The sequence below is a fragment of the Actinomadura decatromicini genome, assembly GCF_008121305.1.
GTDB classification, from domain to species: Bacteria; Actinomycetota; Actinomycetes; order Streptosporangiales; family Streptosporangiaceae; genus Spirillospora; species Spirillospora syzygii.
This window is the reverse complement of the sequence record NZ_VSRQ01000002.1, coordinates 11,741-36,575: the sequence shown is the minus strand read 5'-3', so window position 1 is coordinate 36,575 and position 24,835 is coordinate 11,741. Positions and strand designations below refer to the sequence as shown.

23 protein-coding genes are annotated in these 24,835 nt (G+C 72.5%); 6 read left to right on the top strand and 17 right to left on the bottom strand.

The window, feature by feature from the left end; translation table 11 throughout:
* Window positions 1–3 precede the first annotated feature (3 nt).
* From FXF68_RS07730 to purD, 5 genes are all read right to left on the bottom strand, one after another.
* A complete protein-coding gene (locus tag FXF68_RS07730; RefSeq protein WP_083981496.1) occupies window positions 4–1,335 on the bottom strand; it encodes a transcriptional regulator in 1,332 nt (443 codons plus the stop codon).
* A gap of 856 nt (window positions 1,336–2,191) precedes the next feature.
* Window positions 2,192–3,478, bottom strand: a complete 1,287-nt coding sequence (gene murA, locus FXF68_RS07725) for a UDP-N-acetylglucosamine 1-carboxyvinyltransferase (RefSeq protein ID WP_148759300.1) — start codon at window positions 3,476–3,478, stop codon at window positions 2,192–2,194.
* A gap of 257 nt (window positions 3,479–3,735) precedes the next feature.
* Window positions 3,736–4,575 carry an MOSC domain-containing protein gene (locus FXF68_RS07720; RefSeq protein ID WP_148758283.1) on the bottom strand — a complete coding sequence of 280 codons (840 nt, stop codon included), beginning with the start codon at window positions 4,573–4,575 and terminating at the stop codon, window positions 3,736–3,738.
* Between the two features lie 26 nt (window positions 4,576–4,601).
* Window positions 4,602–5,912: an adenylosuccinate lyase gene (purB, locus tag FXF68_RS07715; protein ID WP_148758282.1), complete on the bottom strand. Its 1,311-nt coding sequence runs from the start codon at window positions 5,910–5,912 to the stop codon at window positions 4,602–4,604.
* 61 nt (window positions 5,913–5,973) lie between these two features.
* Window positions 5,974–7,221 (bottom strand): phosphoribosylamine--glycine ligase, encoded by a 1,248-nt coding sequence (gene purD, locus FXF68_RS07710; RefSeq protein ID WP_148758281.1) that lies wholly within the window; start codon window positions 7,219–7,221, stop codon window positions 5,974–5,976.
* Window positions 7,222–7,617: 396 nt separating this feature from the next.
* Here purD and FXF68_RS07705 point away from each other — a divergent pair, with 396 nt between their 5' ends.
* Window positions 7,618–8,700 carry a magnesium and cobalt transport protein CorA gene (locus FXF68_RS07705; RefSeq protein WP_148758280.1) on the top strand — a complete coding sequence of 361 codons (1,083 nt, stop codon included), beginning with the start codon at window positions 7,618–7,620 and terminating at the stop codon, window positions 8,698–8,700.
* A 7-nt stretch (window positions 8,701–8,707) separates the two neighbouring features.
* Here the strand turns inward: FXF68_RS07705 and FXF68_RS07700 are convergent, their stop codons facing one another.
* The 3 genes from FXF68_RS07700 to FXF68_RS07690 form a co-directional block, all read right to left on the bottom strand.
* Entirely contained in the window at window positions 8,708–9,550 is an 843-nt protein-coding gene (locus FXF68_RS07700; protein WP_148758279.1) for a glycerophosphodiester phosphodiesterase family protein, read from the bottom strand.
* Between the two features lie 5 nt (window positions 9,551–9,555).
* Window positions 9,556–10,839 carry an adenylosuccinate synthase gene (locus tag FXF68_RS07695; protein WP_148758278.1) on the bottom strand — a complete coding sequence of 428 codons (1,284 nt, stop codon included), beginning with the start codon at window positions 10,837–10,839 and terminating at the stop codon, window positions 9,556–9,558.
* A gap of 119 nt (window positions 10,840–10,958) precedes the next feature.
* Entirely contained in the window at window positions 10,959–12,068 is a 1,110-nt protein-coding gene (locus FXF68_RS07690; protein WP_148758277.1) for a response regulator transcription factor, read from the bottom strand.
* 120 nt (window positions 12,069–12,188) lie between these two features.
* Here FXF68_RS07690 and FXF68_RS07685 point away from each other — a divergent pair, with 120 nt between their 5' ends.
* On the top strand, window positions 12,189–13,631 hold the full coding sequence (locus tag FXF68_RS07685) for an FAD/NAD(P)-binding protein (protein ID WP_148758276.1): 1,443 nt from the start codon (window positions 12,189–12,191) through the stop codon (window positions 13,629–13,631).
* Window positions 13,631–14,080 (top strand): LysR substrate-binding domain-containing protein, encoded by a 450-nt coding sequence (locus FXF68_RS07680; protein WP_148758275.1) that lies wholly within the window; start codon window positions 13,631–13,633, stop codon window positions 14,078–14,080. The genes FXF68_RS07685 and FXF68_RS07680 overlap by 1 nt, the downstream gene beginning before the upstream one ends.
* Window positions 14,081–14,083: 3 nt before the next feature.
* Here FXF68_RS07680 and FXF68_RS07675 read toward each other — a convergent pair whose 3' ends face one another.
* The 4 genes from FXF68_RS07675 to fbaA all read right to left on the bottom strand — a co-directional run bounded on the left by FXF68_RS07675 (window position 14,084) and on the right by fbaA (window position 16,767).
* Window positions 14,084–14,506, bottom strand: coding sequence for a DUF3151 domain-containing protein (locus tag FXF68_RS07675; RefSeq protein WP_148758274.1), 423 nt, complete (start codon window positions 14,504–14,506; stop codon window positions 14,084–14,086).
* Between the two features lie 37 nt (window positions 14,507–14,543).
* Window positions 14,544–15,098, bottom strand: a complete 555-nt coding sequence (locus tag FXF68_RS07670; protein WP_246178479.1) for a GNAT family N-acetyltransferase — start codon at window positions 15,096–15,098, stop codon at window positions 14,544–14,546.
* Window positions 15,099–15,145: 47 nt separating this feature from the next.
* A complete protein-coding gene (locus FXF68_RS07665; RefSeq protein ID WP_222869863.1) occupies window positions 15,146–15,595 on the bottom strand; it encodes a winged helix-turn-helix transcriptional regulator in 450 nt (149 codons plus the stop codon).
* 149 nt (window positions 15,596–15,744) lie between these two features.
* On the bottom strand, window positions 15,745–16,767 hold the full coding sequence (fbaA, locus tag FXF68_RS07660; RefSeq protein ID WP_148758271.1) for a class II fructose-bisphosphate aldolase: 1,023 nt from the start codon (window positions 16,765–16,767) through the stop codon (window positions 15,745–15,747).
* 171 nt (window positions 16,768–16,938) lie between these two features.
* Here fbaA and FXF68_RS07655 point away from each other — a divergent pair, with 171 nt between their 5' ends.
* Both FXF68_RS07655 and FXF68_RS07650 read left to right on the top strand, forming a co-directional pair.
* Complete coding sequence (locus FXF68_RS07655) at window positions 16,939–17,664, top strand: DedA family protein (RefSeq protein ID WP_148758270.1); 726 nt, start codon at window positions 16,939–16,941, stop codon at window positions 17,662–17,664.
* Between the two features lie 105 nt (window positions 17,665–17,769).
* Entirely contained in the window at window positions 17,770–18,132 is a 363-nt protein-coding gene (locus FXF68_RS07650; RefSeq protein ID WP_246178472.1) for a RodZ domain-containing protein, read from the top strand.
* 37 nt (window positions 18,133–18,169) lie between these two features.
* Here the strand turns inward: FXF68_RS07650 and pyrE are convergent, their stop codons facing one another.
* On the bottom strand, window positions 18,170–18,706 hold the full coding sequence (gene pyrE, locus FXF68_RS07645; RefSeq protein WP_148758268.1) for an orotate phosphoribosyltransferase: 537 nt from the start codon (window positions 18,704–18,706) through the stop codon (window positions 18,170–18,172).
* A gap of 59 nt (window positions 18,707–18,765) precedes the next feature.
* On the opposite strand from pyrE, the gene FXF68_RS07640 reads away from it, so the two are divergent.
* The gene (locus FXF68_RS07640; protein ID WP_148758267.1) at window positions 18,766–19,281 is read left to right on the top strand and encodes a hypothetical protein; all 516 of its coding nucleotides are present in this window, start codon (window positions 18,766–18,768) and stop codon (window positions 19,279–19,281) included.
* A gap of 23 nt (window positions 19,282–19,304) precedes the next feature.
* Here FXF68_RS07640 and FXF68_RS07635 read toward each other — a convergent pair whose 3' ends face one another.
* The 4 genes from FXF68_RS07635 to FXF68_RS07620 form a co-directional block, all read right to left on the bottom strand.
* On the bottom strand, window positions 19,305–19,955 hold the full coding sequence (locus FXF68_RS07635) for a tetratricopeptide repeat protein (RefSeq protein WP_246178470.1): 651 nt from the start codon (window positions 19,953–19,955) through the stop codon (window positions 19,305–19,307).
* A gap of 80 nt (window positions 19,956–20,035) precedes the next feature.
* Window positions 20,036–21,334, bottom strand: a complete 1,299-nt coding sequence (locus tag FXF68_RS07630) for an NYN domain-containing protein (RefSeq protein ID WP_148758266.1) — start codon at window positions 21,332–21,334, stop codon at window positions 20,036–20,038.
* A gap of 254 nt (window positions 21,335–21,588) precedes the next feature.
* A complete protein-coding gene (locus FXF68_RS07625) occupies window positions 21,589–22,986 on the bottom strand; it encodes a sigma-70 family RNA polymerase sigma factor (RefSeq protein WP_148758265.1) in 1,398 nt (465 codons plus the stop codon).
* 214 nt (window positions 22,987–23,200) lie between these two features.
* Window positions 23,201–24,826, bottom strand: a complete 1,626-nt coding sequence (locus FXF68_RS07620; RefSeq protein WP_148758264.1) for an alkaline phosphatase D family protein — start codon at window positions 24,824–24,826, stop codon at window positions 23,201–23,203.
* Window positions 24,827–24,835 lie beyond the last annotated feature (9 nt).

Here is a 24,835-nt window from a genome sequence, read left to right as displayed (position 1 = left end):
GGCTCAACTGGTCTTGGCGGCGGGGCCGAGCTTCTCGACGATCAGGCGGTAGAGCTGGCGGGGACGGCCCGGCTGCGGCGTGCGGTTCGGGGGGAGCGGCCAGGCGAGACCCTCCTCGACGAGGGTGCGCAGGAGGCGGCGCGCGGTGCGCGGGGTGACGCCGAGCATCTTGCCCGCGTTCTCCGCGTCCACGATGAGGGGTTGGTCCTGGTCGCCCAGTTTGTCGGCGAGCCTGGCGAGGATCTCCAGGCCCTTGGGTTTCGCCTGCGGCTGCGCGCGCGGAGGGGTGCGCGGCGCCGGGACGAGGGCCCGGCCGTCGCGGTCGAGCGCGAAGCCCTGGGCCCGCTGGGAGCTCTGCGAGCGGGCGAGCGCGGCGCGGGCGTGGTTCTCCGCCTCGTGCGCGGTGCGCCCCATGCCGATGCCGACCTCGATGGCGAGGCCGAGCTCCTCGCGGACGCGCTCGACGAACGGCGGCGTCCGGAAGCCCTCGGTGGACGCGGTCACGGAACCGCGCGTCGCGATCACCAGGTAGCTGTGGTCGTCCAGCGGCCACACCGACGCGTTCATCCGGTGCGCCTCCTGGAGCAGGACGCGGTGCAGCGCGAGCTTCAGCTCGTCCCGCCAGTAGCGCGGGGTGACGCGGCGGGGCGTCTCGCGCAGCGTCGGGACGTCCACGAGGACGACGACGAGCTGCGACTCCTCCAGCCGGTGGTGCGCGCCGAGCAGCGCCGCCGTCTGCAGGGAGCTGCGGATGGCCGCGCCGGTCGGGCGGACCCTGATGGTCGGGACGCCCGCCATCTCCATCCGCTCGGCGGTGGCGTGCACGCAGGTCATCGCGACGGTGGTCGCCCCGCGCCGCCACAGCCGCTCGTGGAAGGCGGCGAGCGTGCCGGGGCCCGCGGCCTCCTCGCGCAGGTGGACCTGCTCGGTGCCGAGGCTGATCTCGGAGTACGCCTCCTCGACCTCGGCGCGGCCGAGCACGTCGATGCTCACCCGGGCGGGGTCGAAGCGGTCGTCGAGGGACGCGCGCAGTAATGCGCCTTGCAGCGCGGCCCCGTTCAGGGGGACGTACGTCGCGGGCATGGTGAGCACGCCCGCCTTCCGCGCGAAGTCGTAGGGGACGGGACTGGCGAAGAGGCACACGTCCACGCCGGACCCGAGCCGCACGACCTTGTCGGCGGCCTCCTGTTCGTCTCGGTATGCGGCGGCCACCAGCCGGCTAGGTACCGGCGTGGGGCCGTGGCCCATCAGCATGACCCTTTCGACCAGGTCATGGGGGCCCACGACGCCGATCGTGAGGTCGGGGGTGACCGACCCCGTTCGTGCGGCCGTCATCGATGATCGCTCGCTTCCGGTCCGTCCTCTCGGCGGGGGTCCGGCCCCGACCACGCGTTCGCGCACGCTCCGCCCATCGGTTGACTCATGGCTCGTAGCCCCTGCCTTCTGACCCAGCACCGCAGTTCCGTGCGATCCGCCCCGGCCGGGGCGGCATGGTGTGACGCCCAGACGCGAAATCGAATCAAGAGTGCGGCGAAAAAGTAACCTACGGGACCCCCTAGTCAGTAATTTGTCACCATTCGGCCAGCCTTGATCCTGCATCTTCGGACGTCCGAAGTTGAAAAACAAGACCCGAAAACACCCTGGAAGGGCTCTACCGACACTGTTGTCCACAGTGGAGACCCCTGGCATGCGGGTTCGGTTTACCGGGGGCCGAAATCATTCCGGACCGCTGCCGTTGGGTCCGGAAAGACGAGTGATCCGGTGGCCCGGCGGGGGTCGGCGCGGGAGGTGATTTCTTACCGCGTTACGGTCCGTCCGAAGCGGACCGTTCCACACGTTTCTTCCCAGCTCACCGGTTCGCGGAGGGCGTCATCCGGGGTTGGAATTCGTGCGGTGCGTAATCGCGCGGTGACACATTGCTGAACCGATTGGCGGGCGCGCGTTACTGCGCCGGTCAGAAGCTACTCGTGAGTTGGTCAGGAGGGGCCACATTCGGCCGAATCCGCCGGTCCGGGCCGTACCTGACGCGACCACCTGGTCACTTTGCCGATGCGGCGGGACACGGCGGGCCGGGTGCGGCCGGGCGGGCCGCCGTGCTACAGGACGGGGCACGGCAGGGTGCGGGACACGGGGCGCGGGCGGATCGCGGCGGGGTGCGGCGGGCCGCCGGAGGGGCGGCCCGCCCAGGGGGCTAGCCGACCTCGCGGACGATGTCCGCGCCGAGCTGCGACAGCCGCTCGGCGGTGTGCGCGTGCCCGCGGTCGAGGTAGTAGGCGGACGTGATCGTCGTCTCGCCCTCGGCGGCGAGCCCGGCCAGCACGAGCGCGCTGCCGCAGCGCAGGTCGTGCGCCTCCACCTCCGCGCCGCGCAGCCCGCGCGGGCCGTTGACCTTGGCGCGGTTGCCGTCCACCTCGATGTCGGCGCCCATCTTCGCGAGCTCGTCGGCCAGCTTGAACCGGCCGTCGAAGATCCGCTCGTAGATGTAGGACGGGCCCTCCGCGAAGCAGGACAGCGCCATGAGCGGCGACTGGAGGTCGGTGGCGAACCCCGGGTACTCGTCGGTGATCACGTTGATCGGGCGGAGCGTCCGGTCGCGGCGGACCTGGAGGACCGCGCCCTGCTGGTGGAACTCGACGCCCATCTGCTCCAGCTTGTCGGCGGCGACGCCGAGGTGCTCCAGCGAGGCGCCGACGAGGTTGAGGTCGCCGCCGGTGATCGCGGCGGCCATCACGAAGACGCCCGCGTCGATCCGGTCGGGCATCACGGTGTGCTCGACGGCGGTCAGCTCGCCCACGCCCTCGACGGTGACGAACCCGGTGCCGCCCCCGCTGATCTTGGCGCCCATCGCCTGGAGGATCGCGATGTTGTCGAGCACCTCCGGCTCCAGCGCCGCGTTCTTGATCAGCGTGGTGCCGCGGGCCAGCGCCGCCGCCATGATCAGGTTCTCGGTGCCGGTGTGCGAGGGGGTGTCGCAGTAGAGCGTCCCGCCGCGCAGGTCGCCGGCCTTGATGTGGATGATGCCGTCGCCGTTGTCGGCCACCTGCTCGGTGACCGTGGCGCCCATCCGCTTGAAGCCGTTGTAGTGGAAGTCGAGGTTGCGGCTGCCGAGGTTGCAGCCGCCGACGCCCTCGATGACCGCCTCGCCGAGGCGGTGCAGCAGGGCCGGGACGAACAGGAACGAGCCGCGGAACCGGGACGCGATGTCGGCGGGCAGCACCGGGCTGCTCAGCGACGAGGCGTCGATCACCAGGGTGCGCTCGGTCTCGTGCAGTTCGGCCTTCGCTCCCACGGCCCGGGCGAGTTCGACCGCGCGCCGGACGTCCTCGATGATCGGGACGTTGCGCAGCACGGTGCGCCCCTTGGAGGCCATCAGCGAGGCGCCGATCATCGGCAGGACGGCGTTCTTCGCCCCCTGCACGAATACGGTGCCGTGCAGCTGACTGCCGCCGCGCACGCGGTAGCGAACCTCGTGGCCCATGCTCATGCCGCTTTACTCCTTCTCGGTGGGGATAGTGCCTGCAAGTGGGAGCACGAGGGCCGAGCGCGCCGAACGGTGTCCCCCTCTGCGCCAACGCGACCCCAGTAAACCACCGGGCCGCGAGTGTCGCGTGCGGCCCGCCTACTCGGGTGTCACTCTGCCCCTTGTGATGCCCACCGGACGCGGAAAGTTCGGTGGGCCCCCCGCTCGCGAAGCTTCGCCCGAACCGCGGAGATCAAACCGAGCACCACGGGTGATCAGCCGGAACGGGCCTCCAGCACCTCGACCGGATCGCCCACGGCGAGGGGGCCGAGGGTGCGCGGGACGGCGTTCACACCGAACCTGATGCCGCGGTCGCGGGTGCGGTAGGACGCGAGCGTCCGCAGCGGCTCCCGGCCCCGCTCGCCGGTCTCCTGGTCGGTGGTGGTGATCACGCAGCGGGCGCACGCCTTGACCACCTCGATCACGGTCGCGCCGACGCGCAGGAGCCGGACGTCGTCCTCGGCGTAGGGGCCGAGGCCCTCGATCACGAGGCTCGGCCGGAAGCGGTTCATCGGCAGCGGCTCGTCGACCCGTCCGGCGAGGCGCTCGTTCAGGTCGGCGAGGGACTCGGCGGAAATGACCAGCAATGGATGGCTGTCGGCGAACTTCACCACGCCGCCGCCCCGGGACGTCGGCCGGTGGCCGGTGAACCGCACCAGTCGGCACTCCCGGTCGAGAAAGGACGAGAACCACGCCGCCGCCTCGTCGCCCTGGTCGATCCCCCGGCATTCCGTGCGGTGGACGAGGACGTCCAGCACTTCCCCGTCGTCGACGGCTTTGTGCGAGAGGGCCTTGGGCGCGAGCCTCTCGGCGTCCCGACCGTTCACGGTGAGAATCTCGCCGTCAAAGGACGGCCGCAGCAACGCCATCTCCGCCAGTTCCCGCTGCGACAGAAAGCGGCCTTCCGGAGTGACGAGCATGAACTCACGATCGAACGGCAGACCGGTCGCGGTCAGCTCGGCACTGCGCAGTGCCGTCCCATGACCGCTTTTCAGCGGATAGGCGTTCAGCTCGGTCAGTGTCGCCGTCGGTGTCGCCGTCGGTGTCGCCGTCAAGGCCCCTCCTGTCGGGTTCCGCTGGGTTACTGGAGGGAGGCGAGGCGGTCGAACATCGGGCCGAGGCGTTCGACGAAGCGCTCGGGGCGGCACACCTCGTCCAGGCGGCCCTCGTCCAGCTTCAGGCCCGCCGCGGCGGCGTGCCCGCGCAGCGTCTCCCGGAAGGGCGTGCCGGTCTCCCACGTCTCCATGGCGGCCTTCTGGACGAGCGGGTACGCCTCGTCGTCCCGCGACATCCCGGCCTCGACCAGTTCGAGCAGGACGGTGGAGGTGTAGATGAGGCCGCCGGTCGACTCCAGGTTGGCCTTCATGCGCGCCTCGTCCACGACGAGGCCGGACATCAGGCGGTTCGTCAGGTTCAGCATGTAGTCGAGCGCGATGGACGCGTCCGGCAGCGCGATCCGCTCCGTCGACGAGTGCGAGATGTCGCGCTCGTGCCAGAGCGGGATGCCCTCCAGCACCGGGACGATCTGCGCCCGCACGATCCGCGCCATCCCGGCGAGCCGCTCGGAGATGATCGGGTTCTTCTTGTGCGGCATCGCGGACGAGCCCTTCTGGCCCTTCCCGAACGGCTCCCACAGCTCGCGGACCTCGGTGCGCTGCCCGTGCCGCACCTCCAGCGCGATCGCCTCGCACACCGTCGCCATGATCGCGAGGGCGGAGACCCATTCGCTGATGCCGTCCCGCATGACGACCTGCGTCGACACGTCGGCCGCCTCCAAGCCCAGCTTGCGGGCGACGTGCAGTTCGACCGCCGGGTCGATGTTGGAGTACGTCCCGACCGCGCCGGAGATCGCCATCACGCCGACCGACGCGCGGGCGCGGCGCAGCCGGTCCCGCGACCTGGCCAGCGCGAACGCGAAGTCGGCGACGCGGTGGCCCCAGACGTCCGGCTCGCCGTGGATGCCGTGCGTCCGCCCGACCCGCAGCGTCGCCCGGTGCGCGAGCGCGTGGTCGCGGAGGGTCGCGACGAGCGCGTCGGCCTTGCCGAGCAGGATGTCGGTGGCCTCGACGAGCTGGAGCGCGAGCGCCGTGTCCAGCAGGTCGGACGACGTCATCCCGAAGTGGACGTACCGGGCCGCCTCGCGGGGCTCGGTGTTGTCCGCCCACGCCGACAGGAAGGCGATCACGTCGTGCTGCGTGACCGCCTCGATCGCGTGCACCGCCTCCGGCGTCGGCGGCGGCGCGTTCCGGACCGGCTCCACCACCTCCGGCGGGATCGTCCCGGCCTCGGCGTGGGCCTCGACCACCAGGGTCTCGACCTTGCACCAAAGCTCGTACTTGTGCGCGTCACTCCAGACGCGCCCCATCTCCGGGAGTGTGTAGCGCTCGATCACCCGGCCATTGTCCCAGGTACGGCGTCGTCCCCGGAAACCAGGTGGCCTGGGCGCGGCGCGCTCAGCCGGTGGCGGCCTGGAGGGCGATGTCGGTGCGGTGGTGGGAGGCGCGGAGGCCGATCTCGGCGACGGCGGCGTAGGCGGCGGCGCGGGCCGCCGCGAGGTCGTCGCCGGTTCCGACCACGTTCAGGACGCGGCCGCCGTTCGCGAGGAGGCGTCCGTCTGCGTCCGTCTTCGTGCCCGCGTGCAGGACGTACGCGCCCTCGACCTTGGCGGCCTCGGCCAGCCCGGTGATCTCGTCGCCCTTCACCGGCGCGTCCGGGTACCCCTCGGCTGCCACGACCACCGTCACGGCCGCGCCGGGGCGCCATTCCGGCCGGAACGCCGGGTCGAGGCCGCCGATCGCGCAGGACTGGAGGAGCGTCCCGAGCGGGGTGGCCAGCCGGTCGAGGACGACCTGCGTCTCCGGGTCGCCGAAGCGCGCGTTGAACTCCACGACGCGGATGCCCGCCGACGTCAGCGCCAGCCCCGCGTACAGGACGCCCACGTACGGCGTCTCGCGGCGGCGCAGCTCGTCCACGGCGGGCTGGACGACCGTCGCCATGATCTCGTCGACGAGCCCGTCCGGCGCCCAGGGCAGCGGCGTGTACGCGCCCATGCCGCCCGTGTTGGGGCCCTCGTCGCCGTCGTAGGCGCGCTTGAAGTCCTGCGCGGGCAGCAGCGGGACGGCGTGCTGCCCGTCGCACAGCGCGAACAGGGAGACCTCGGGGCCGTCCAGGAACTCCTCGATCACGACGCGGCCGCACGCGGCGGCGTGCGCGGCGGCGGCCTCCCGGTCGGCGGTGACGACGACGCCCTTGCCCGCGGCGAGGCCGTCGTCCTTGACGACGAAGGGCGGCCCGAACGTGTCGAGGGCCTCCTCCACCTGCGCGGACGTCTCGCAGACCCGCGCCTCGGCGGTCGGCACCCGGGCCGCCGCCATGATCTCCTTCGCGAACGCCTTGGACCCCTCGATCCGGGCGGCGGCGCGGTCCGGGCCGAAGCACGGGATGCCCGCCCGGCGGAGCGCGTCGCCCACGCCCGCCATCAGGACCACCTCCGGGCCGACGACGACGAGGTCGGCGCGGAGCCGCCCGGCCAGCTCGGTGACGGCGGTCGGATCGGTCGGGTCGAGGACGTGGTTGTCCGCGATCCCGGCCGTGCCGGGGTTGCCCGGCGCGCAGTGGACGGCGGTGACGGCAGGGTCGCGGTGCAGGGCGCGGGCGAGCGCGTGCTCGCGGCCACCCGATCCAAGGACGAGTACTCGCACGTCACGCGAGCTTAGTGCGCGCCGGGCCCGGTGCGGGGCAGGGCGGGGCAGCGTAGGGCGGTGCGGGCATACCATCGCGCGGCCGGACGATCCGCCGGATGAGGGGACGGTCACACTCGGGACAGGTGAACCTTCCCGATGCGGACGGCGTCCTAAAGGTCGGCTGGTAAGCTTCCACAGGCTTGACCGCCTGCCGTCGAGGCCGGGAAAGGAGGTGGTCGGGATGAGTCCTGGTGATCCTTGCAGTTCGCCGGAGAACCCTCACAGTCCGGGCAGGACTGTCCCTCCGTCCGCCTCCATCTGGCGTCCGGCCGTCGCCTCCGCGTGCTCCCTTCGCTGATCAGCCTGGGTTGAGCGCGCGCTACGCGCGTGTGGCCGGCGGGTTAGGAGCACCTCATGGCCATGACACGAGTCCGCCCCGGACGCGCGCTGTTCAAGACTCGCCGCCCCGCCGGCGTCCAGGCCCCGGACCGCGATACCGCCGTGATCGACTGGGCCGCCTACATCGACGGCCACCGGGCCTGCACCGGCACCGTCGCCGACGCCGTCCGCCTCATCCGCGACGGCCGCCTCACCCCCGACGGTGACAGCGCGGGCTTCGTCTGGGTCGGGCTGCACGAGCCGTCCGCGACCGAGCTGGCCGACCTCGCCGAGGTCTTCGGCCTGCACCCGCTCGCCGTCGAGGACGCGATCCACGCCCACCAGCGGCCGAAGCTCGAACGCTACGACGACGTCCACTTCGTCGTGATGAAGACGGTCGGCTACGTCTCCAGCGGGCCCGGCGGCGCCGAGGTCGTCGAGACCGGCGAGATCATGATCTTCTGCGGGCCGGACTTCGTGGTGACCGTCCGGCACGGCGCGCACGGGGAGCTCGGCTCCGTCCGGCGCGACCTGGAGAAGGACCCGGCCCGGCTCGCGCTCGGCCCGGCCGCCGTCCTGCACGCCGTCGCCGACCGCGTCGTCGACGGCTACGTCGGCGTCGCCGACGCCGTCATGGAGGACATCGACGAGGTCGAAGAGGCCGTCTTCTCCCCCGAGCGCACCGACGAGTCCCGCCGCATCTACCGCCTCAAGCGCGAGGTGATCCAGCTCAAGCGCGCCGTGGGCCCGCTCGCCGGACCCTTGCGCAACCTGTCCGGGCGCCGGTTCGTCCCCGCCGAGATCAAGGAGTACCTCCGCGACGTCGAGGACCACCTCACCCGCGTCCGCGAACAGGTCGAGTCCTACGACGAGCTCCTCAACCCCATCCTCCAGGCGCACATGACCCAGGTGACCGTCGCCGACAACCGCGACATGCGCAAGATCTCCGCCTGGGGCGCCATCTTCATGGTCCCCACCGCCATAGCGGGCATCTACGGCATGAACTTCGACTTCATGCCCGAAACGAAATGGCGCTACGGCTACCCCATGATCCTGGCCGTCATCGCGATGGCCTGCATGTCCCTCTACCGAGGCTTCCGCCGCAACGGCTGGTTGTGAAGGCGGCCTAGCCCGCCAGGACGTGGTTCAGGCGGTCGGGGTAGTCGGTGACTATTGCGTCTACGCCGTATTTGATGAAGCGGGTCATGTCTTCGGGGGTGTTGACCGTCCAGACGATGAGCTGGAGGGCGGCGGCGTGGGACTGGTCCACCAGGGCCGGGGTCGTCAGGGCGTGTTCGGGGGAGAGGGCGTGCCCGCCTATCGCCTTGGCGGCGGAGACCGGGTCGGTTGGGGAGTGGCCCGCCAGCCAGGTTGTGTCGGGCGCGAGTGTTTTGCGTTCCAGGAGGGCTACCCGGCCGAACTCGGGGTGGTTGCGGCTTGCCGTTGTCAGGACGCGCCAGTCGAAGGCCAGGAGGCGGGAGCGGGTTGCCAGGCCGTGGGAGGTCAGGACCTCGGTTACGGCGGACGTGAGGCGTTCGATCTCGGACTCGGGCCAGGTCGGGTCGGTCTTCAGTTCTATGGAGAGGCGTACTTCGGTTGGGGCTAGGAGGGTGCACGCCTCGGCCAGGGTAGGGATTCTTGTGCCTGGGACGGGGACCTGCGTGAACCGGGGGTTTGGGCGGACGCCCGCGTCCACCGTGCGGAGTTGCGCCAGGGTCAGGTCGCGGATTCGCTTGCCTACGTAGGGGAAGGCCGGGTCGTCCGGTACGGCGGGCTCTGTGTCGGTCAGGTTCACCGGGGAGAGCGCCTGGTCGTGGTTCAGGACCACTACGCCGTCTGAGGAGAGGCCGACGTCCAGTTCGATGACGTCGACGCCCAGTTCCAGTGCGTGGACGAAACCGGGGAGCGTGTTCTCCGGGCGCAGCCCGCGCGCGCCCCGGTGGCCGTGGACCTCGACCCGCCGAACCACGGCGGCTAGACGAGCGGCCGCAGCGACAGCGTCTGGTCGCGGCCCGGTCCGACGCCGATCGCCGAGATGCGGCAGCCGGACATCTCCTCCAGCGCGCGGACGTACGCCTGCGCGTTGTCGGGGAGGTCCTCGAACTTCTTGGCGCCGGTGATGTCCTCCTGCCAGCCGTCCAGGTATTCGAGGATCGGCTTGGCGTGGTGGAACTCGGTCTGCGTGGTGGGCAGTTCGTCGACGCGGACGCCGTCCACCTCGTAGGCGACGCACACCGGGACCTGCTCCAGCCCGGACAGGACGTCCAGCTTCGTCAGGAAGTAGTCGGTGATGCCGTTGACGCGGGTGGCGTAGCGGGCGATGACCGCGTCGAACCAGCCGCAGCGGCGGTCGCGGCCGGTGGTGACGCCGTACTCGCCGCCGGTCGTGCGCAGGTACTCGCCCTGCTCGTCCAGCAGCTCGGTCGGGAACGGCCCGGAACCGACACGGGTCGTGTACGCCTTGATGATGCCGATCACGCGGTTGATCTTGGTGGGGCCGATGCCGGAGCCCGCGCACGCGCCGCCGGCCGTCGGGCTGGACGACGTCACGAACGGGTAGGTGCCGTGGTCGAGGTCGAGGAGCGTGCCCTGCGCGCCCTCCAGCAGGACCACCTTGCCGTCGTCGAGCGCCTTGTTCAGGACGAGGGTCGTGTCGGCGACGAACGGCTTGAGGCGCTCGCCGTACGCCAGGTACTCCTGGACGATCGGCCCGGTGTCGATCCGGCGCCGGTTGTAGACCTTGGTGAGCACCTGGTTCTTCTCGCGCAGCGCCAGGTCGAGCTTCTGGGTGAGGATGTTCGGGTCGAACAGGTCCTGCACGCGGATGCCCATCCGGTTGATCTTGTCGGCGTAGGTCGGGCCGATGCCGCGTCCGGTGGTGCCGATCCTGGCCTTGCCGAGGTAGCGCTCGGTGACCTTGTCGAGGGCCCGGTGGTGCGGCATGATCAGATGCGCGTTCGCCGAGATCAGCAGGCGTTCGCAGGAGACGCCGCGGTCCCGCAGGCCGTCGATCTCCTGGAGCAGCACGGCCGGGTCGATCACCACCCCGTTGCCGATCACCGGGACGACCTCCGGCGACAGCACCCCGGAGGGCAGCAGGTGCAGCGCGTAGCTCTTGTCGCCGATGACCACGGTGTGGCCCGCGTTGTTGCCACCCTGGTAGCGGACGACGTAGTCGACGTCCCCGCCGAGCAGGTCTGTGGCCTTGCCCTTGCCCTCATCTCCCCATTGGGCTCCGACAAGAACGATGGCCGGCATGCCGCTTTCCTTCCCACGACGAAGGCCCCGGTCGCAGCAAGCGCGCGAAGGGGCCTCTTGCGATCAAAGCGTACCCGCACCTGAGCGGCAAGGAAACCGGAGGCCAACAGCGGTGCCGGTCAGGGGCCGTCCGCTCCGGCGGCGCGGCGGCGCGGCCAGTACTCGTCCGCGAACAGCCGGGCGACGAGTTCGCCGCGGCTGGACACGCCCGCCTTCCCGAACACGGCCTTCACATGGTCGCGGACGGTGTGCGGCGAGATGACGAGCGCGGCGGCGATCTCGCCGGTGGACAGCCCGCGCGCGATCAGCTGGGTGATCTCCAGCTCGCGGGCGGACAGCCCGTACGCCTCCGCGATCACCGGCGCCATGTCGGACCCGGCGGCGGGACGGATCACCACGGCGGTCGGTCCCGGCGCGCCGCCGGGGCCGTCCGTGCAGGACGCGTGGCACACCAGCCACTGCCCGTCGCGGGTGCGGATCCGCATCCGCGCGGCGCCCCGGTCGTGCCGGGCGGCGACGGCCCTGGCCTGGGCGGCCGTCCCGACGAGCCAGACCGGCAGGGGCGGGCCGAGCGGCGACGGCGCGGACGGGCCGTCCGGCAGCCGGTCGAGGTGGTGGCGCGCCTCGTCGTTGATCGAGATGGGCGTGCCGGACGGGTCGAACAGGATCAGCCCCGGGTTCGGCTCCGGGGCCGCGCCGGTCCGTGACACGGGCCGGGCGAGTTCGCGCAGGCGGTCGGCCAGCGGTGCGGACAGGCCCGCGACCATTGCGACGTCCGGCGGACCGAACGGCTCGCGGCCCTTGTCGCGGAACAGGCTGACGACGCCCCACGGCCGCCCGCCGATCCGCAGGACGGCCCGCAGTTCGTCGCCCACGCCCTGGCGGCCGAGCAGCTTGCGGTACTGGGCGCTGCGCGCGGGCAGCCCGCCGGTGCTCGCCGCGAGCCCGGCGGCCGGGACGGCGGCCCGCGCCAGCTCGCGGAACGGGATCACGGTCTCCTCCAGCAGCGCGCACTCCCAGTACGCGAAGCACTGCTCGCCGCCGCCGAGGTTCTCCACCCGCATCGGCGCGGTGATCAGACCGGTCTCCGGGTCGGCCGCCGACCACGCCGCCGCCTGGTGGCCGACGAGCCGGCGCAGCCGGGACGACACGCCGCCGAAGAGGTCGGACGCGTCCCGCGCCCGCGCGACCCGGTCGAGGAGCGCGTGCCGTTCCCGCTGGTCGATCATGGATTCAGTCTGCACGGCGGGTCGCGGCGTCCGAACCCCTCAGATGGGGGATTCCGGTCCGCCGAGGCCCCCGCGCCAGGGGGATGGGGCGGACGCGGCGGGACGGCGAGGCTCGGCGGCATGGATATAGCGATCGTCGGAGCGGGCGCCGCGGCCGTCGGGCTGCTCGACGCCCTCGACCCCTCCGTGGTGACGTCCGTGACCGTGTTCGAGCCCGCGTCCACGCCGTGGCGCGGCCGCGCCTACCAGCCCGACCTGGACTCCGTGCTGGTCAACGCCCCGCCCGAGATCATGTCGATCCGGTCCGGGGACCGAGGGCATTACGCGCGCTGGCTCGGCGTACGGTGCGCGGGCTTCGCCGACGAGCGGCTCGGGCGTCCGGTCCCGCCGCGCGCCGTGTACGGCCGGTACCTCGCGGACACGGCGGAGGCCGCGCTCGCCCGATTCGCGCGGACGGAACTGGTGCGGGCGGCCGTGACCGGGGTGTCGCTGGGCGAGCGCCTCTCCGTCCGAACGGAGGACGGCCGCGTCCATGGCGCTGACCAGGTCGTGTTGTGCGTGGGCGGCGGCACGCCGCTCGACCATTACGGGCTGGCGGGCGCGCCCGGGTTCGTCGCGGACCCGTACCCGCTCGAACGGACGCTCGCCGACGTCCCGCCCGGACGGGACGTCGCGGTGATCGGCGCGGGCCTGACCGCCGTCGACGTCGTGGCGTCGCTGGCCGCGCGCGGGCACACCGGGCGGATCAGCCTGGTGTCGCGCAGCGGGACGCTGCCGTTCGTGTGGCAGCGTCCGGTCGAGACGGGCATCCGGAGGCTGACGCCCGAGGGGCTGCTCGCCCTGCCTCGTCCGGTCACGTTGGAGCACGTCATCGGTCTTGTGCGCGCCGAGCTGGCCGACCACGGTGAAAGCTGGGACGACCTCGCCGCCTGGATCACCGCGCGCCGCGCCCCGGTCGAGGGCCTGCGCGAACAGCTCGCCATGGTGGACGCCCCGCTCCTCGCCCGCCGCATCGTCCAGGAGGCCGCGCACACGGCGGGACCGGTCGCGTGGCGGCTGCTGCCCGCCCGCGACCGGGAGCTGCTCCGCGCCCGCCACTTCCGGACGATCACGAGCCTCGCCTCGCCGATGGTCCCGCGCAACGCCGCCGTCCTGCTCGGCCTGCTCGACGCCGGGACGCTTGAGACGCTCGCCGGGATCGAGAGGATCGAGGCGGGGGACGGGTTCCGGATCGTCCACGCGGCGGGCGAGCGCGCGGCGGACGTGGTGGTCAACGCGGTGAACCCGCCGCCGCACGCGATCCCGCGCGCCGCGCGGCCGCTCGTGTCGTCCCTGCTCGCGCAGGGCGCGGCGCTGGACCCGGACGGCGGCCTCGCCGCCGACCCGGACACCGGACGGATCACGGTCGGCGGGCGTCCCGACCCGCGCCTGCACGTCGTCGGGGACCTCGCGGGCGGCGGGCCGTTCCTCGTGTCCGGCATTCCCGGTGTCGCCGTCCAGGCGGCGCGGGCGGCGCGGTCGCTCGGCTCCGTTGATCAGCCGGCCGATCAGCTCATGAAGTAGTGGCCCTCGTCACCCGGCTGCCGTTCCCGACGGACGGGCTGCGCGTGACCGTCCTCTACGACGAGCCGCGCGCGCTGCTGGTCCCGCTCGACCACCGGCTCGCCGGAAAGGAGTCGGTCGGCCTCGACGACATCGCGGACGAACCGCTCCCCCGGCTGCCCGCCGACGCCGCCTGGAACGCGTACTGGCGCATCGACCCGCGCCCCGACGGGCGCCCCGCCCCGGACGGTCCGGTCGTGCACGCCGTCGAGGACAAGAACGAGCTGGTCGCGTCCGGGCAGGCGGTGGCGATCGTCCCGGCGGGGATCAGGCACCGGCCGGACCTCACGACCGTCCCGTTGCACGGGGTCGAGCCGTGCCACGTCGTCCTCGCGACCCGTCCCGCAGGACGGAGCCGCCTGGTCGCAGACTTCTGCAAGTCCGCCGAAGCGAACCCGACCGGCGGTTAGCGGCTAGGACGCGTTGAGCTCGTCCGCGGCGGTCTGGCTGCTGTCGCGGAGGAACGTGCGGCAGCGCTCGGCCTCGTCGTCCTCGCCGATCGCGGCGGCGGCGCGGCCGAGGGCGTGCAGCGCGCGCAGGAACCCGCGGTTCGCCTCGTGCTCCCACGGGATCGGGCCCTGGCCCCGCCAGCCGGCCCGGCGGAGCTGGTCGAGGCCCCGGTGGTAGCCGGTGCGGGCGAACGCGTACGAGTCGATGACGCTGCCGTTCGCGAAGGCGCGGTCGGCGAGTTCGGCCCATGCGCCCGGGTGGTCGGGGTGCCGCGCGGCGACCTCGAACGGGTCGACGCCGTTCGCCAGGGCCGTGCGGGCCTCGGCGTTGTCCGGCAGTTCGGTCGGAGGCGGGCCGCCGAGCAGGTTCTGGGTCATGCGGGTCATCGTAGGTCGGTCCGGCCCGGCCGCACCAACCGGGGCGTCACCGCAGGTCGGACGCCACTCCGGCAGGTAGGGCGGCGGGCACGGCGGCTGGCATGGGAAGCGGCAGGTGGTAGCGCGCGGAGTCGCCGTCCCTGGTCGCGCGGGCCGCCGGCCAGCCGCGCCGCAGGAACAGCATCGCGCCCCGGTTCGTGAGGACGACGTCCGCGTCGAACTCGGTGACGCCGCGCCGCTCGGCGAGCTTCGACAGGAACGCCACGAGCGTGCTGCCGAGCCCGTGGCGCTGCCAGGGGTCGCAGACGAGGACGGCGACGTCCGCGCGGCAGGGCCGTTTCGCGTCGCGGACGTACTCGGCGACGCCGACGATCTCGTCCCCGTCCAGGGCGACGAGCGCGTCCCGGTCCCAGTGGTCGACGCCGTCGAGGAGCCGGAGGTAGTGGTCGGGGATGCGGGGCGTCCCGGAGAAGAAGCGCGTGTAGAGGCTGGCCGCGGACAGCCGCTCCGACATCCGGCGGACCCGCTCCCGGTCGCCGTGCCCGTACGGGCGGATCCGGACGTCGTCGGCGCGTCCCCCGCGCCCGCCGAGTTGCGTCATGAAACTCATTGGACCGCAGAAAGTAGCGTGAAGCAACCGTGAATCGCTCAGGCGGCCGGGCCGGGCTGCGGCGCCACGTCCGACGGGCCGAGCTGCGCGCCGCAGGAGTCGCAGGTGAACTGGGGCGTGAGCCGTCCGGTGCAGCCGCGGTGGCCGATGATCAGCGGCGGGCCCTCCGGCGCGTAGTGCCGGTCGCCCCACATCAGCAGCGTCATGATCACGGGCCACAGCTCGACGCCCTTGCGGGTCAGCCGGTACTCGAACCGCTCCGGCCGCTCCTGGTACGGGACGCGCCGCATGATCCCCTCGGCGCACAGCCGGTTCAGCCGGTCGGTGAGGACGTTGCGGGCCACGCCCAGCACGTCCTGGAAGTCGTCGAAACGCCGCACGCCCTGGAAGGCGGTGCGGATCAGCAGCATCGTCCAGCGGTCGCCGACGACCTCAAGGGACCGGGCGACCGAGCAGTTCTGTGACTCGTACGTGCGGGGCAGTGCCACGTTCCGGAGCCTACCCGGAGTCTCGTGAGACAACGCTCCGCCGAAACAGCGGTGTGCCCGCCCGGGGAACCATCCCCGGACGGGCATCGGACGGGCACCGGACGGCACGTCCCGTTACCACGTCAGCGGCCGGTCACCTCGGCCGCGGGTCACTTCAGGCGCTGGCCCGCGGACTGGAGGTTCTCGGCGGCCTCCACGACGCGGGCGGCCATCGCCGTCTCCGCCGCCTTGCCCCACGAGCGCGGGTCGTACTGCTTCTTGTTGCCGACCTCGCCGTCGACCTTGAGCACGCCGTCGTAGTTGCGGAGCATGTGGTCGACGACGGGGCGGGTGAACGCGTACTGCGTGTCGGTGTCGATGTTCATCTTGACGACGCCGTACGACACGGCCTCGCGGATCTCGTCCAGCGTGGAGCCGGAGCCGCCGTGGAACACCAGGTCGAACGGCTTCTCCTTGCCGTACTTCGCGGCGACCGCGTCCTGGATCTCCTTGAGGACCTCGGGACGCAGCTTCACCGAGCCCGGCTTGTACACGCCGTGCACGTTGCCGAACGTCGCCGCGAGGATGTAGCGGCCCTTCTCGCCCACGCCGACCGCCTCGGCCGTCGCGAGCGCGTCGCCGGGCGTCGTGTAGAGCTTCTCGTTGATCTCGTTGGCGACGCCGTCCTCCTCGCCGCCGACGACGCCGATCTCCATCTCCATGATGATCCGCGCCTTGGCGCACTCGTCGAGCAGCTCGGCGGCGATCTCCAGGTTCTCGTGCAGCTCCACGGCGGAGCCGTCCCACATGTGCGACTGGAACAGCGGCTCCTCGCCGCGCGCCACCCGCTCCTGCGAGATCTTGATGAGCGGGCGCATGAAGCCGTCCAGCTTGTCCTTCGGGCAGTGGTCGGTGTGCAGCGCGATGTTCACCGGGTATTTGGCCGCCACGACGCGCGCGTACTCGGCCAGCGCGCTGGCGCCGACGACCATGTCCTTGACGGTGGAGCCGGACAGGTACTCCGCCCCGCCGGTGGACACCTGCACGATCCCGTCGCTCTCGGCCTCCGCGAACCCGCGCAGCGCGGCGTTCAGCGTCTGGCTGGAGGTCACGTTGATCGCGGGGAAGGCGAAGCGGTCCCGCTTGGCGCGGTCGAGCATCTCCGCGTAGACCTCGGGCGTTGCGATGGGCATTGGTCAGCGTCCTTTCGTGTGCGCGGTGCCGCCGGGCGTCCCCGCCGGGCGGTAGGACCCTGTCGTCCGCGTACCCGGGCGCGCGCCCAGGTCACGTGAATTCGGGTCCGGCATGCCGTCCACGCTCAGTATCCCGCCTAATCGGAGGGCTGGGAAAGGTACGCTCGCGGTGTGGATCTCACGACCCTTCCTCTCGACATCACCGAGTACCTGCACCCGGAGGCGTGGCTGCAGCTGTTCGGGACGTTCGCGACGATCGGCGTCCTCGCCATCATCTTCGCGGAGACCGGACTGCTCTTCGGCTGCATCCTGCCGGGCGACTCGCTGCTGTTCACGGCGGGGATCCTCACGGCGGTCTCGACCGTCAACGGGCAGGAGTTCCAGCCGCTGTCGCTGCCCTGGCTGCTGGTCGGCGGCCCGGTCGCGGCGATCGCGGGGGCCCAGCTCGGGCACTTCCTCGGCGCCCGCTACGGGCGCAAACTCTTCGACCGTCCCGACTCGCGCATCTTCAAGCAGGAATGGGTGGAGAAGGCCGAGCACTACTTCAACCGGTTCGGCCCGGCGAAGGCCGTGGTGCTGGCCCGGTTCATCCCCATCGTGCGGACGTTCCTCAACCCGCTCGCCGGGATGCTCGGCATGCCGCCCCGCAAGTTCTTCATCTGGAACTGCGTCGGCGGCATCCTCTGGACGGACGCCCTCTTCATCCTCGGACACTTCCTCGGTTCCAAGGTCCCGGACGTCGAGCGCTACATCCTGCCGGGAGTGGCCGTCATCCTGGTCCTTTCGGTGATCCCGATCATCCGGGAGATCATGAAGGGGCGTAAAGCGGACCAGGGTCCAGATAAGAATGGCCCCGAAGAGTCACGTCCGTCGCTCAGCGGTGACAGTTATCGCTAACCTCCCCATGTGGGACGTCATCGGTCGGACCCTAGGGGTCTCGCGCGCATCCTGATCGCGGCCGTGGCCGTGATCGCGGCTTTGGCCCTTCTCGTGGTGGGCGCCGTGGCTCTCGTCAACGCGGTCACCGGCGAACCCGACCCCAAGGGGCCCTCCGCGGCGGTCTCACCGTCCGACGCGGGCGCCGGGTCGCGGTCGTCGGACGCCACCGCGTCGCCGACGGTCGTGCTGCCCCTGGTGATCCGGGTGATCGGCCCGGCGACCGCGGTCGTCGTCCGCATCGCCGACACCAGCGGCAGGGTGCTCACCAACGGCACGCTCAAGACCGGTGAGACGCTCCAGTACCGGGAGGCGCCCCTCCAGGTCGTCGCCACCAACGGCGGATCACTCCAGGTCGTCATCTACGGCAAGTTGCAGCCCCGCGAGCCCGCCGGCGAGCGCGCGGTGTGGTTCGTCAAGTCCCGCTAGCCCTGGGAAAGACCCCGCAGCTAGGGAAGACCCGCAGCTAGGAGAGACCGAGGTCGGCGACGTCGTACGGGTGCAGGTAGGGCAGCCCCTCCGCGGCGATGCGCTCGGCCGCCCCCCGCTCCAGGATCGTCGCGACTCCCACGACCTCAGCCCCCGCCTCCCGCAGCGCCTCCACGGCGGTGAGCACCGACCCGCCCGTGGTCGAGGTGTCCTCCACGGCGAGGACCCGCCGGCCCGCCACGTCCGGGCCCTCGATGCGGCGTTGCAGCCCGTGCGCCTTGCCCTCCTTGCGGACGACGAACGCGTCCAGCACACGTCCCCGCGCGGCCGCCGCGTGCAGCATCGCCGTCGCGACCGGGTCGGCGCCGAGCGTCAGGCCGCCCACCGCGTCGTAGCCGAGGTCGGCGGTGTGGTCGAGCATGACACGTCCGACCAGCGGGGCCGTCGCCCCGTCGAGGGTCACCCGGCGCAGGTCCACGTACCAGGACGCCCGCTTGCCCGAGGACAGGACGAAGTCCCCGTGCACGACGGCCTTCTCCTTGATCATTCGCAGCAGCTCATCGCGATCGCTCACGCTCAGACCCTAGCCACCCGTCCGGCGCCGCCGCGCGCCGCCCGTGTACGGTGCCCGGCATGACGCCGGGAACGCTCGTCCTGCTGAACGCCCCGAAGGAGACCTCGGCCGCCTGGGGCGGCCTGCCCGCGGCGCTCCGCTCGTCCGGGCTGGACGTCCTCGCGCCCGACGTCCCGGACGAGACCGGCCCCCGCTACATCGCCTGCGCCTCGCTGCTCGTCGGCGCGTCCGCCCCGGCGCCGCCGCTCGTCCTCGTCGCGCGCGGCGCGGCGGGCCCGCTGCTGCCCGGCGTCGCCCTCGCCCAGCGCGCCGCGCACCGCCCGATCGGCGGCTACGTCTTCGTGGACGCCGACCTCCCCCGCCCGCTCCGCCACGACCACACCGCGCCCGAGAACGACGTCCCAATGCCCCCAGATTGGCCAGAGGCGCCCTGCGGCTACCTCCGCACCCATCCGGACAGGGAAACCCACGACAAGGCCCTCAGAGAGGCCCACCTGAGAGGGTGGCCCACAACGGAACAAGAACCCACGACCACGATCGCCCAAGCCTTGCGCGAACTGATCGGCTCACTCTGACCCTGGACACCCGGGGCGGTGTGTCACGAGTTCTTTAGAAGGTCGTCCAGGAGGGCGTCGTAGTCGTCTTCGCTGCGGCCCAGGTCTATGCGGGCTCGGTAGCGGAGGCGGAGGAGGGCTTCGAGGCTGTCCTCGGCGAGGGCGACGTCGTCGGGGCCCGGGGTGAGCGTGTCGGCGCCGGGGGTGGGCGCCGGCTCGTCGGGGCCGCCGCCGATGCCGGTGCCGACGGCGCGGTCGCGGAGGGCGAGGATCACGTCGGCGCCGCTGGTGGCCCACTCGTGGGCGCCGGTCGCGTCGCCCTGCGCGTACAGCACCTCGGCGACGGCGCGGTACACCTCGGGGTCGCGCGGACGGTCGGCGCGGATCTGCTCGACCAGGGCGCGGGCCTCGTCGGCGCGGTTCAGCTCGAAGAGCGCGTCGGCGAGGTAGGCGCGCGGGTCGCCGTAGGTCTCGCCGCCGTCGTCCAGGGCCTTGCGGTACAGCTCGGCGGCCTTGCCGTGGTCGCCGGCGTGCTGCCACTGCTCGCCCGCGCGCAGCAGGACGTTGGCGCGCGACACCCCGCCCGACACCGATTCGGCCAGCTCGGACAGCCTGCGGGCCGCCGAGATGTGATCGCCGGTGCGCAGGGTGTCGAACTCCAGATCGTCGAGATCGTCTTCCGTCACATGCGTCACGCTTCAACGCTACCCGGCGCCGCGCGACCGAAGCGGGCGAATCGACGATGATCGTGGAATACCGGTGCTTACCTGTCAGCTCACCTGCGGGAACGTTCGAGCGCGTCCCAGAATCCGCGGCGCAGCGCGTGCCGCACCTCGTCGTGCAGGAGGAAGTCGATCGGCAGCGACGAACCCTGCAGAAGCCGCGCCTCAAGGTCGGACGGCATCCGCGGTTTGCGGGCGAGGACGGCCTCCAGCCACAGCGCGGGCGCGTCCCGCGCGACGGACTCGCCGAAGTCCTGGCCCTCCTGGTGGGCGGCCTTGACCGCGTCCGCCAGGGTCGGGGTGGTCTGCTGCACCGGGACGGGCGAGATCTGCTGCGGGCCGGTGTAGGGGCCGTGCCGCGCGTCCTGCTGCATGGTCTGCGGCGGCGGGGGCGGGGACGGCGCGGGGATCGGCGACGGCGTGTACTGCGGCCCGGGCGGCTGCGCGGGCGCGGCGGGCGGCGCCGGGACGGGCGACGTGGAAGACGGTCCGGGCGCGGGCTGCAACGGGAGCTGCTGCCCGCCCGTCGTGTACGACGGCGCGCCGCCGGACCTGTCGGGAAGCGGCATCGGCCCGGTGCCGACGCCGAGCCCGCCGGTGCTGTTCGGGCCGGTCAGCCCCGAGCCGCCGCCCATGGCGGGGCCGAGGTCGCGGACGGACGGCGCAGCCGCCGGCAGCGGCGGCCCGCCGATCGGCGTCGCGGGCGGCGGCCCGTTCTGCGCGGCGGGCTGGAGCGGGCCGAGCGTGCCGCCGTGCCCGTTCGAGCCGTGCCCGTTGGACAGCGGGGCCGCGCCGAGCGTCGAGCCGGAGTCGACGCCCGCGAGCAGGTTGACGTAGGGCCGCAGGTGCCCGGACCCGATCTCGATCAGGTCGTCGCACTCCTGCCGCAGGACGCGGGAGATCGTCCAGTTGCCGTCGACGGCGACGTGCACGACGGTGACGCGGATGCCGAGGTCCTGCGCGTCGGCGACGATCTGGGCGAGGTCCTCGTCGCCGCTGACGAGGACGGCGTCGGCGAGCGCGGAGTTGCGGGCGAGCGTCATCAGGTCGCGGTGGATCTCGGTGTCGACGCCCTCGCGGCGGCCGGGCCGGATGCGGCCGAGCCGGAGTTTCAGGCCGGGCAGGTCGGCGAGCGCGTCGTGCTCGGGGGAGCGGCGCCCCTCGACGGTCGCCTCGTACCAGTAGCAGCGCAGCAGCGGCATCCCGGTGCGTTCCCGGGCGAGGTTGCCGAGGAGTTGCAGGAGGCCGCCGAAGTCCCACGAGACGGTCTCGCGGTGGCGTGTGCCGTGCACCGCCATCGCGCCGTCTGCCAGCAGGTAGCCGGCGTCTACGAACAGCGCGCAGCGATCCATGCGACACCGCCCTTCCTCAACACGGGAGTTCACGGCATGCCCATCCGGCGTATGTGTCCCCGAGTCGCCTATAGCGTAGTGAAGCGCGGCAACCCGGTAGGCCAATACGGCGATTCGCCACTCTTTCACGGCAGGCCGTCGGTTGGCGACTCCCCGGTAACAACGATTCGGGAGCCGCGGCGGACGCTACCAGCCCATTCGGCCCGGCCCCGTCCTTCCCCTCCTGATCTTTACGGGAAGCAGCCGGTGCCGGGTCAGCCCCGGTGCGCCCGAGACCCTGCCTTCAACCGCCCATGGCGCCCGGAATGGAGGCTCGGGCGGCGGGCTGCGTGCGGGGGCGCGGCGTGCGCGCGCCGGTGCGGGACGGCGCGCGGAAAGGGACACGGTAGATCGGCTTTTATGCGGATGTGTATTTCGGGGCCGCCCGGGACCGTCCGAAGGTCGAGGCGGATCAGGATCGCGCCCGGATGTTCGGGCCGTTTCGGCCGGTCGGGACGTTCCGGCGGTTTCCGCACCGGAGGTTTTCGCAGTACCGGTTTCCGTACGCGGGGTTTCCGCGGCTGGACGCGTTTCGGCGCCTCGGCCATCGGACGCGCCCGCCGGGTCGCGTGCGGCGGGGACGGCGGCGCGGCGGCGGGCGGCTCGGTGGGCGGTTCGGCGGGCGGCGCGGCGGCGGGCTCGGCGGCGGCGGGCGGGGCGGGCGCGGGGCCCGTCGGCTCCTCGCCGGACACCAGCATCATCGCCATCGCGGCCGCCGCGGCCGCCGCGACCACGCCGCCGCTCATCGCCTGCCGCCGCTTCGGCAGCCGCCGGAACAACAGGAACACGCCGCCCTTGGACGCGAGGTACCCGGACGTCGCCGTCCCCAGCACGAGCGGCCCGACCACGCCCCGGAGCGCGCCGTTCACGTGCGCCAGCTCCGCGCGGACGGCCGCGCAGCGCGGACAGCCGTCCAGGTGCCGCCGCACCCTGCGGGCGTCGCGCTTGGCCAGCGCCCCGCGCACGTACGAGCCGAGCTGCTCCAGCGCCGGACGGCACGCGCCGTCGGCGGCGGCGGCGTCAACGTGCATCTGGAGGTACGCCTGGCGCAGCCCCTCCCGGGCCCGGTAGGCGAGCGCGGCGGCGGCGTTCGGGCTGAGCCCGAGCAGCGGGGCGACCGCGGCGGGCTTCGCGCGCTCGACCTCGGTGTGCCAGAGCACCGTCTGCCAGCGGGCGGGCAGCGAGCGGAACGCCGCCGCGACCATCGAGCGCTCCAGCTCGTCGACCGCCGGGTCGGCGAACGGCGCGCCGGAGTCGAAGTCCTCGATCTCGCCGGTGGACTGGACGCGCCGCTCCGCGCGGGCCCGGTCGTAGACCGCCCTGCGGACGGCGGTGAGCAGGTAGGGGCGGAAGCTCCCGGCGGGCCCGCCGCCGCGTTCGAGGGCGTCGAGCACCTTGGCGAAGGCGTCCTGGACGGCGTCCTCGGCGTCGTCCGCGCCGTCCCGTCCGGTGAGGTGGCGGGCGAGGCCGCGGGCGGCGGCCGCGTGGCGTTCGTAGAGCGTCCCGTAGGCGGCGACGTCGCCGGCGCGGACCCGCGCGATCAGCTCGTCGTCACCGGGCTCCGCCGCTGCGCGCCCGTCCCCCTGGTCTTCACGCCGAGCACGTCGTCCCATGCTTGCTCATTGTGACGGCATGACCACGATTTGTCTTCCAATTCGGCAACGGCGCAATCTTCGATCACCTGTCTTCGATCATTCGCGTCATGGTCGGCGCGGCCCGCCGTGGGAGAGGCGTGGGCGGTACCGGGGCGGGCCGCCCGGGCGGGGCGCGCTTCGTTCCGGCGAGGGGGTGGAACGGGCGCGCCCCGCCACCCCCCTCGACTGCGGGTCAGCCGGTGATCTCGGCGCGCCCCATCTCGGTGAGGCCGCCGCCGTCCCGCGGGGTGTCCCAGCGGACGTCGCACTCGCGTCCCGACAGGTGGACGGTGGCGATCGCGTTGTCGAACCAGGGGCCGTCCGTCATCCGCCACCGGATCGGCGGGGCGGGCACCTTCGACAGCTTCGCCAGCGCCCGGAACGGGCCGCCCGCCGCGCGCGAGCACGCGACGCGGTTCGCCATGCGGAACTTGCCGATCAGCGGGTTCCGCAGCGGCGAGCAGACGATCTGCGTCACCTTCGACTGGACGTCGGGCTCGACGACCCGCGCCAGGTACGAGTAGTGGATGTCGCCCGACAGGAACGAGATGCTCGCCGGGGCCGGGCCGCGCTCCCCGCGCGCCACGGAGACCACGTCGGCGGCCACGGCCCGGAACGACTTCTCGAACGCCGCCCAGTGCTCCAGGTCGGCGGCCTGCCGGATCTTCTCGCCCAGCCGTCCCGCCGCCTTGCCCCACGCGCCGCCCGCCATGGCCTCGTTCCACGACTCGGCGTGGTGGATCGCCATGGGCAGGAGGTAGGGGAGGGAACTCGCGATGAGGAGGTGGTCCATGCCGCCCTGGCACTGGTCGTCCAGCCACTGGAACTCCTCGTCGTCGAGCATTCCGCGGCGGTCGGCGGTGAGGAGGCGGGAGCAGCGGCTGTCCACGACGATGAGGCGGGTGCCGCCCCAGTCGTGCGCGTAGCTCCAGCGGGTGCTGGCCGGTTCCTTGTCGGCCTTCTCGGCGAACTCGTCCAGGACGGCGCCCGCGTCGCCGCTCTCGTCGGACGCGGTCCGCAGCGCCTTGAAGAGGGGGTCGGACGCGCGGTCCCCCGGCGACATGTTCCCGAGGTGCTGGTAGATCCAGTACGAGCCGATGCCGCCGGTGATGCGGGCCTTCCACCACGGCTGCGACCACATCTCCTCGCGCCACGCGAAGGAGGTGTTCCAGTCGTCCCGGATGTCGTGGTCGTCGAAGATCGTGAACGTCGGGACGGTCGACAGCAGCCACCGCACCGCCGGGTCGTCGTGCCAGGCCAGCTTGTAGAGGTGGGTGTAGTCCTCGAAGTCGGCGGCCTCGTCGTCGGGCGGGTCGCCGGGGGCGCGGCGGCCGCGGATGAACGCGCGCATCTCGTCGCTCAGCTCGTCCGCGTACACCTGGTCGCCGACCATCAGCAGGAGGTCGGGCCAGGCGTCGTCGTCGGCGCCCCGGAGCCGCTGCGCGAGCGCGGTCAGCGCGTCGTGGCCGAACTCCTCGACGGTGCCGGGCGAGCGGCGGCAGGAGCCGAACGAGATCCGCAGGCCGCCGTCCGGGTCGAGCGTCCTGAGCTGGGACGGCGGGTACCCGTCGCCCTCCTCCGGCCAGACGGTCTCGCCGTCCGCCAGCACCTCGTACGGGACGCGCGCGCCCGGTTCGAGCCCGTCGATCTCGACGAGCGCGTAGTGGTGGCCGTGCGCGGTGAACGTGCGGGCGCCCGCGTCCACGCCGTGCTCCCGGTTGACGACCCGGACCTCGCACGGACGTTCGGTCTCCACCCAGATCGTCGCGGTGCGTTCGCTCACGTGCCGGAGGTGGGGGCCGAGTAGCAAAGCGGTCATAACACGTCT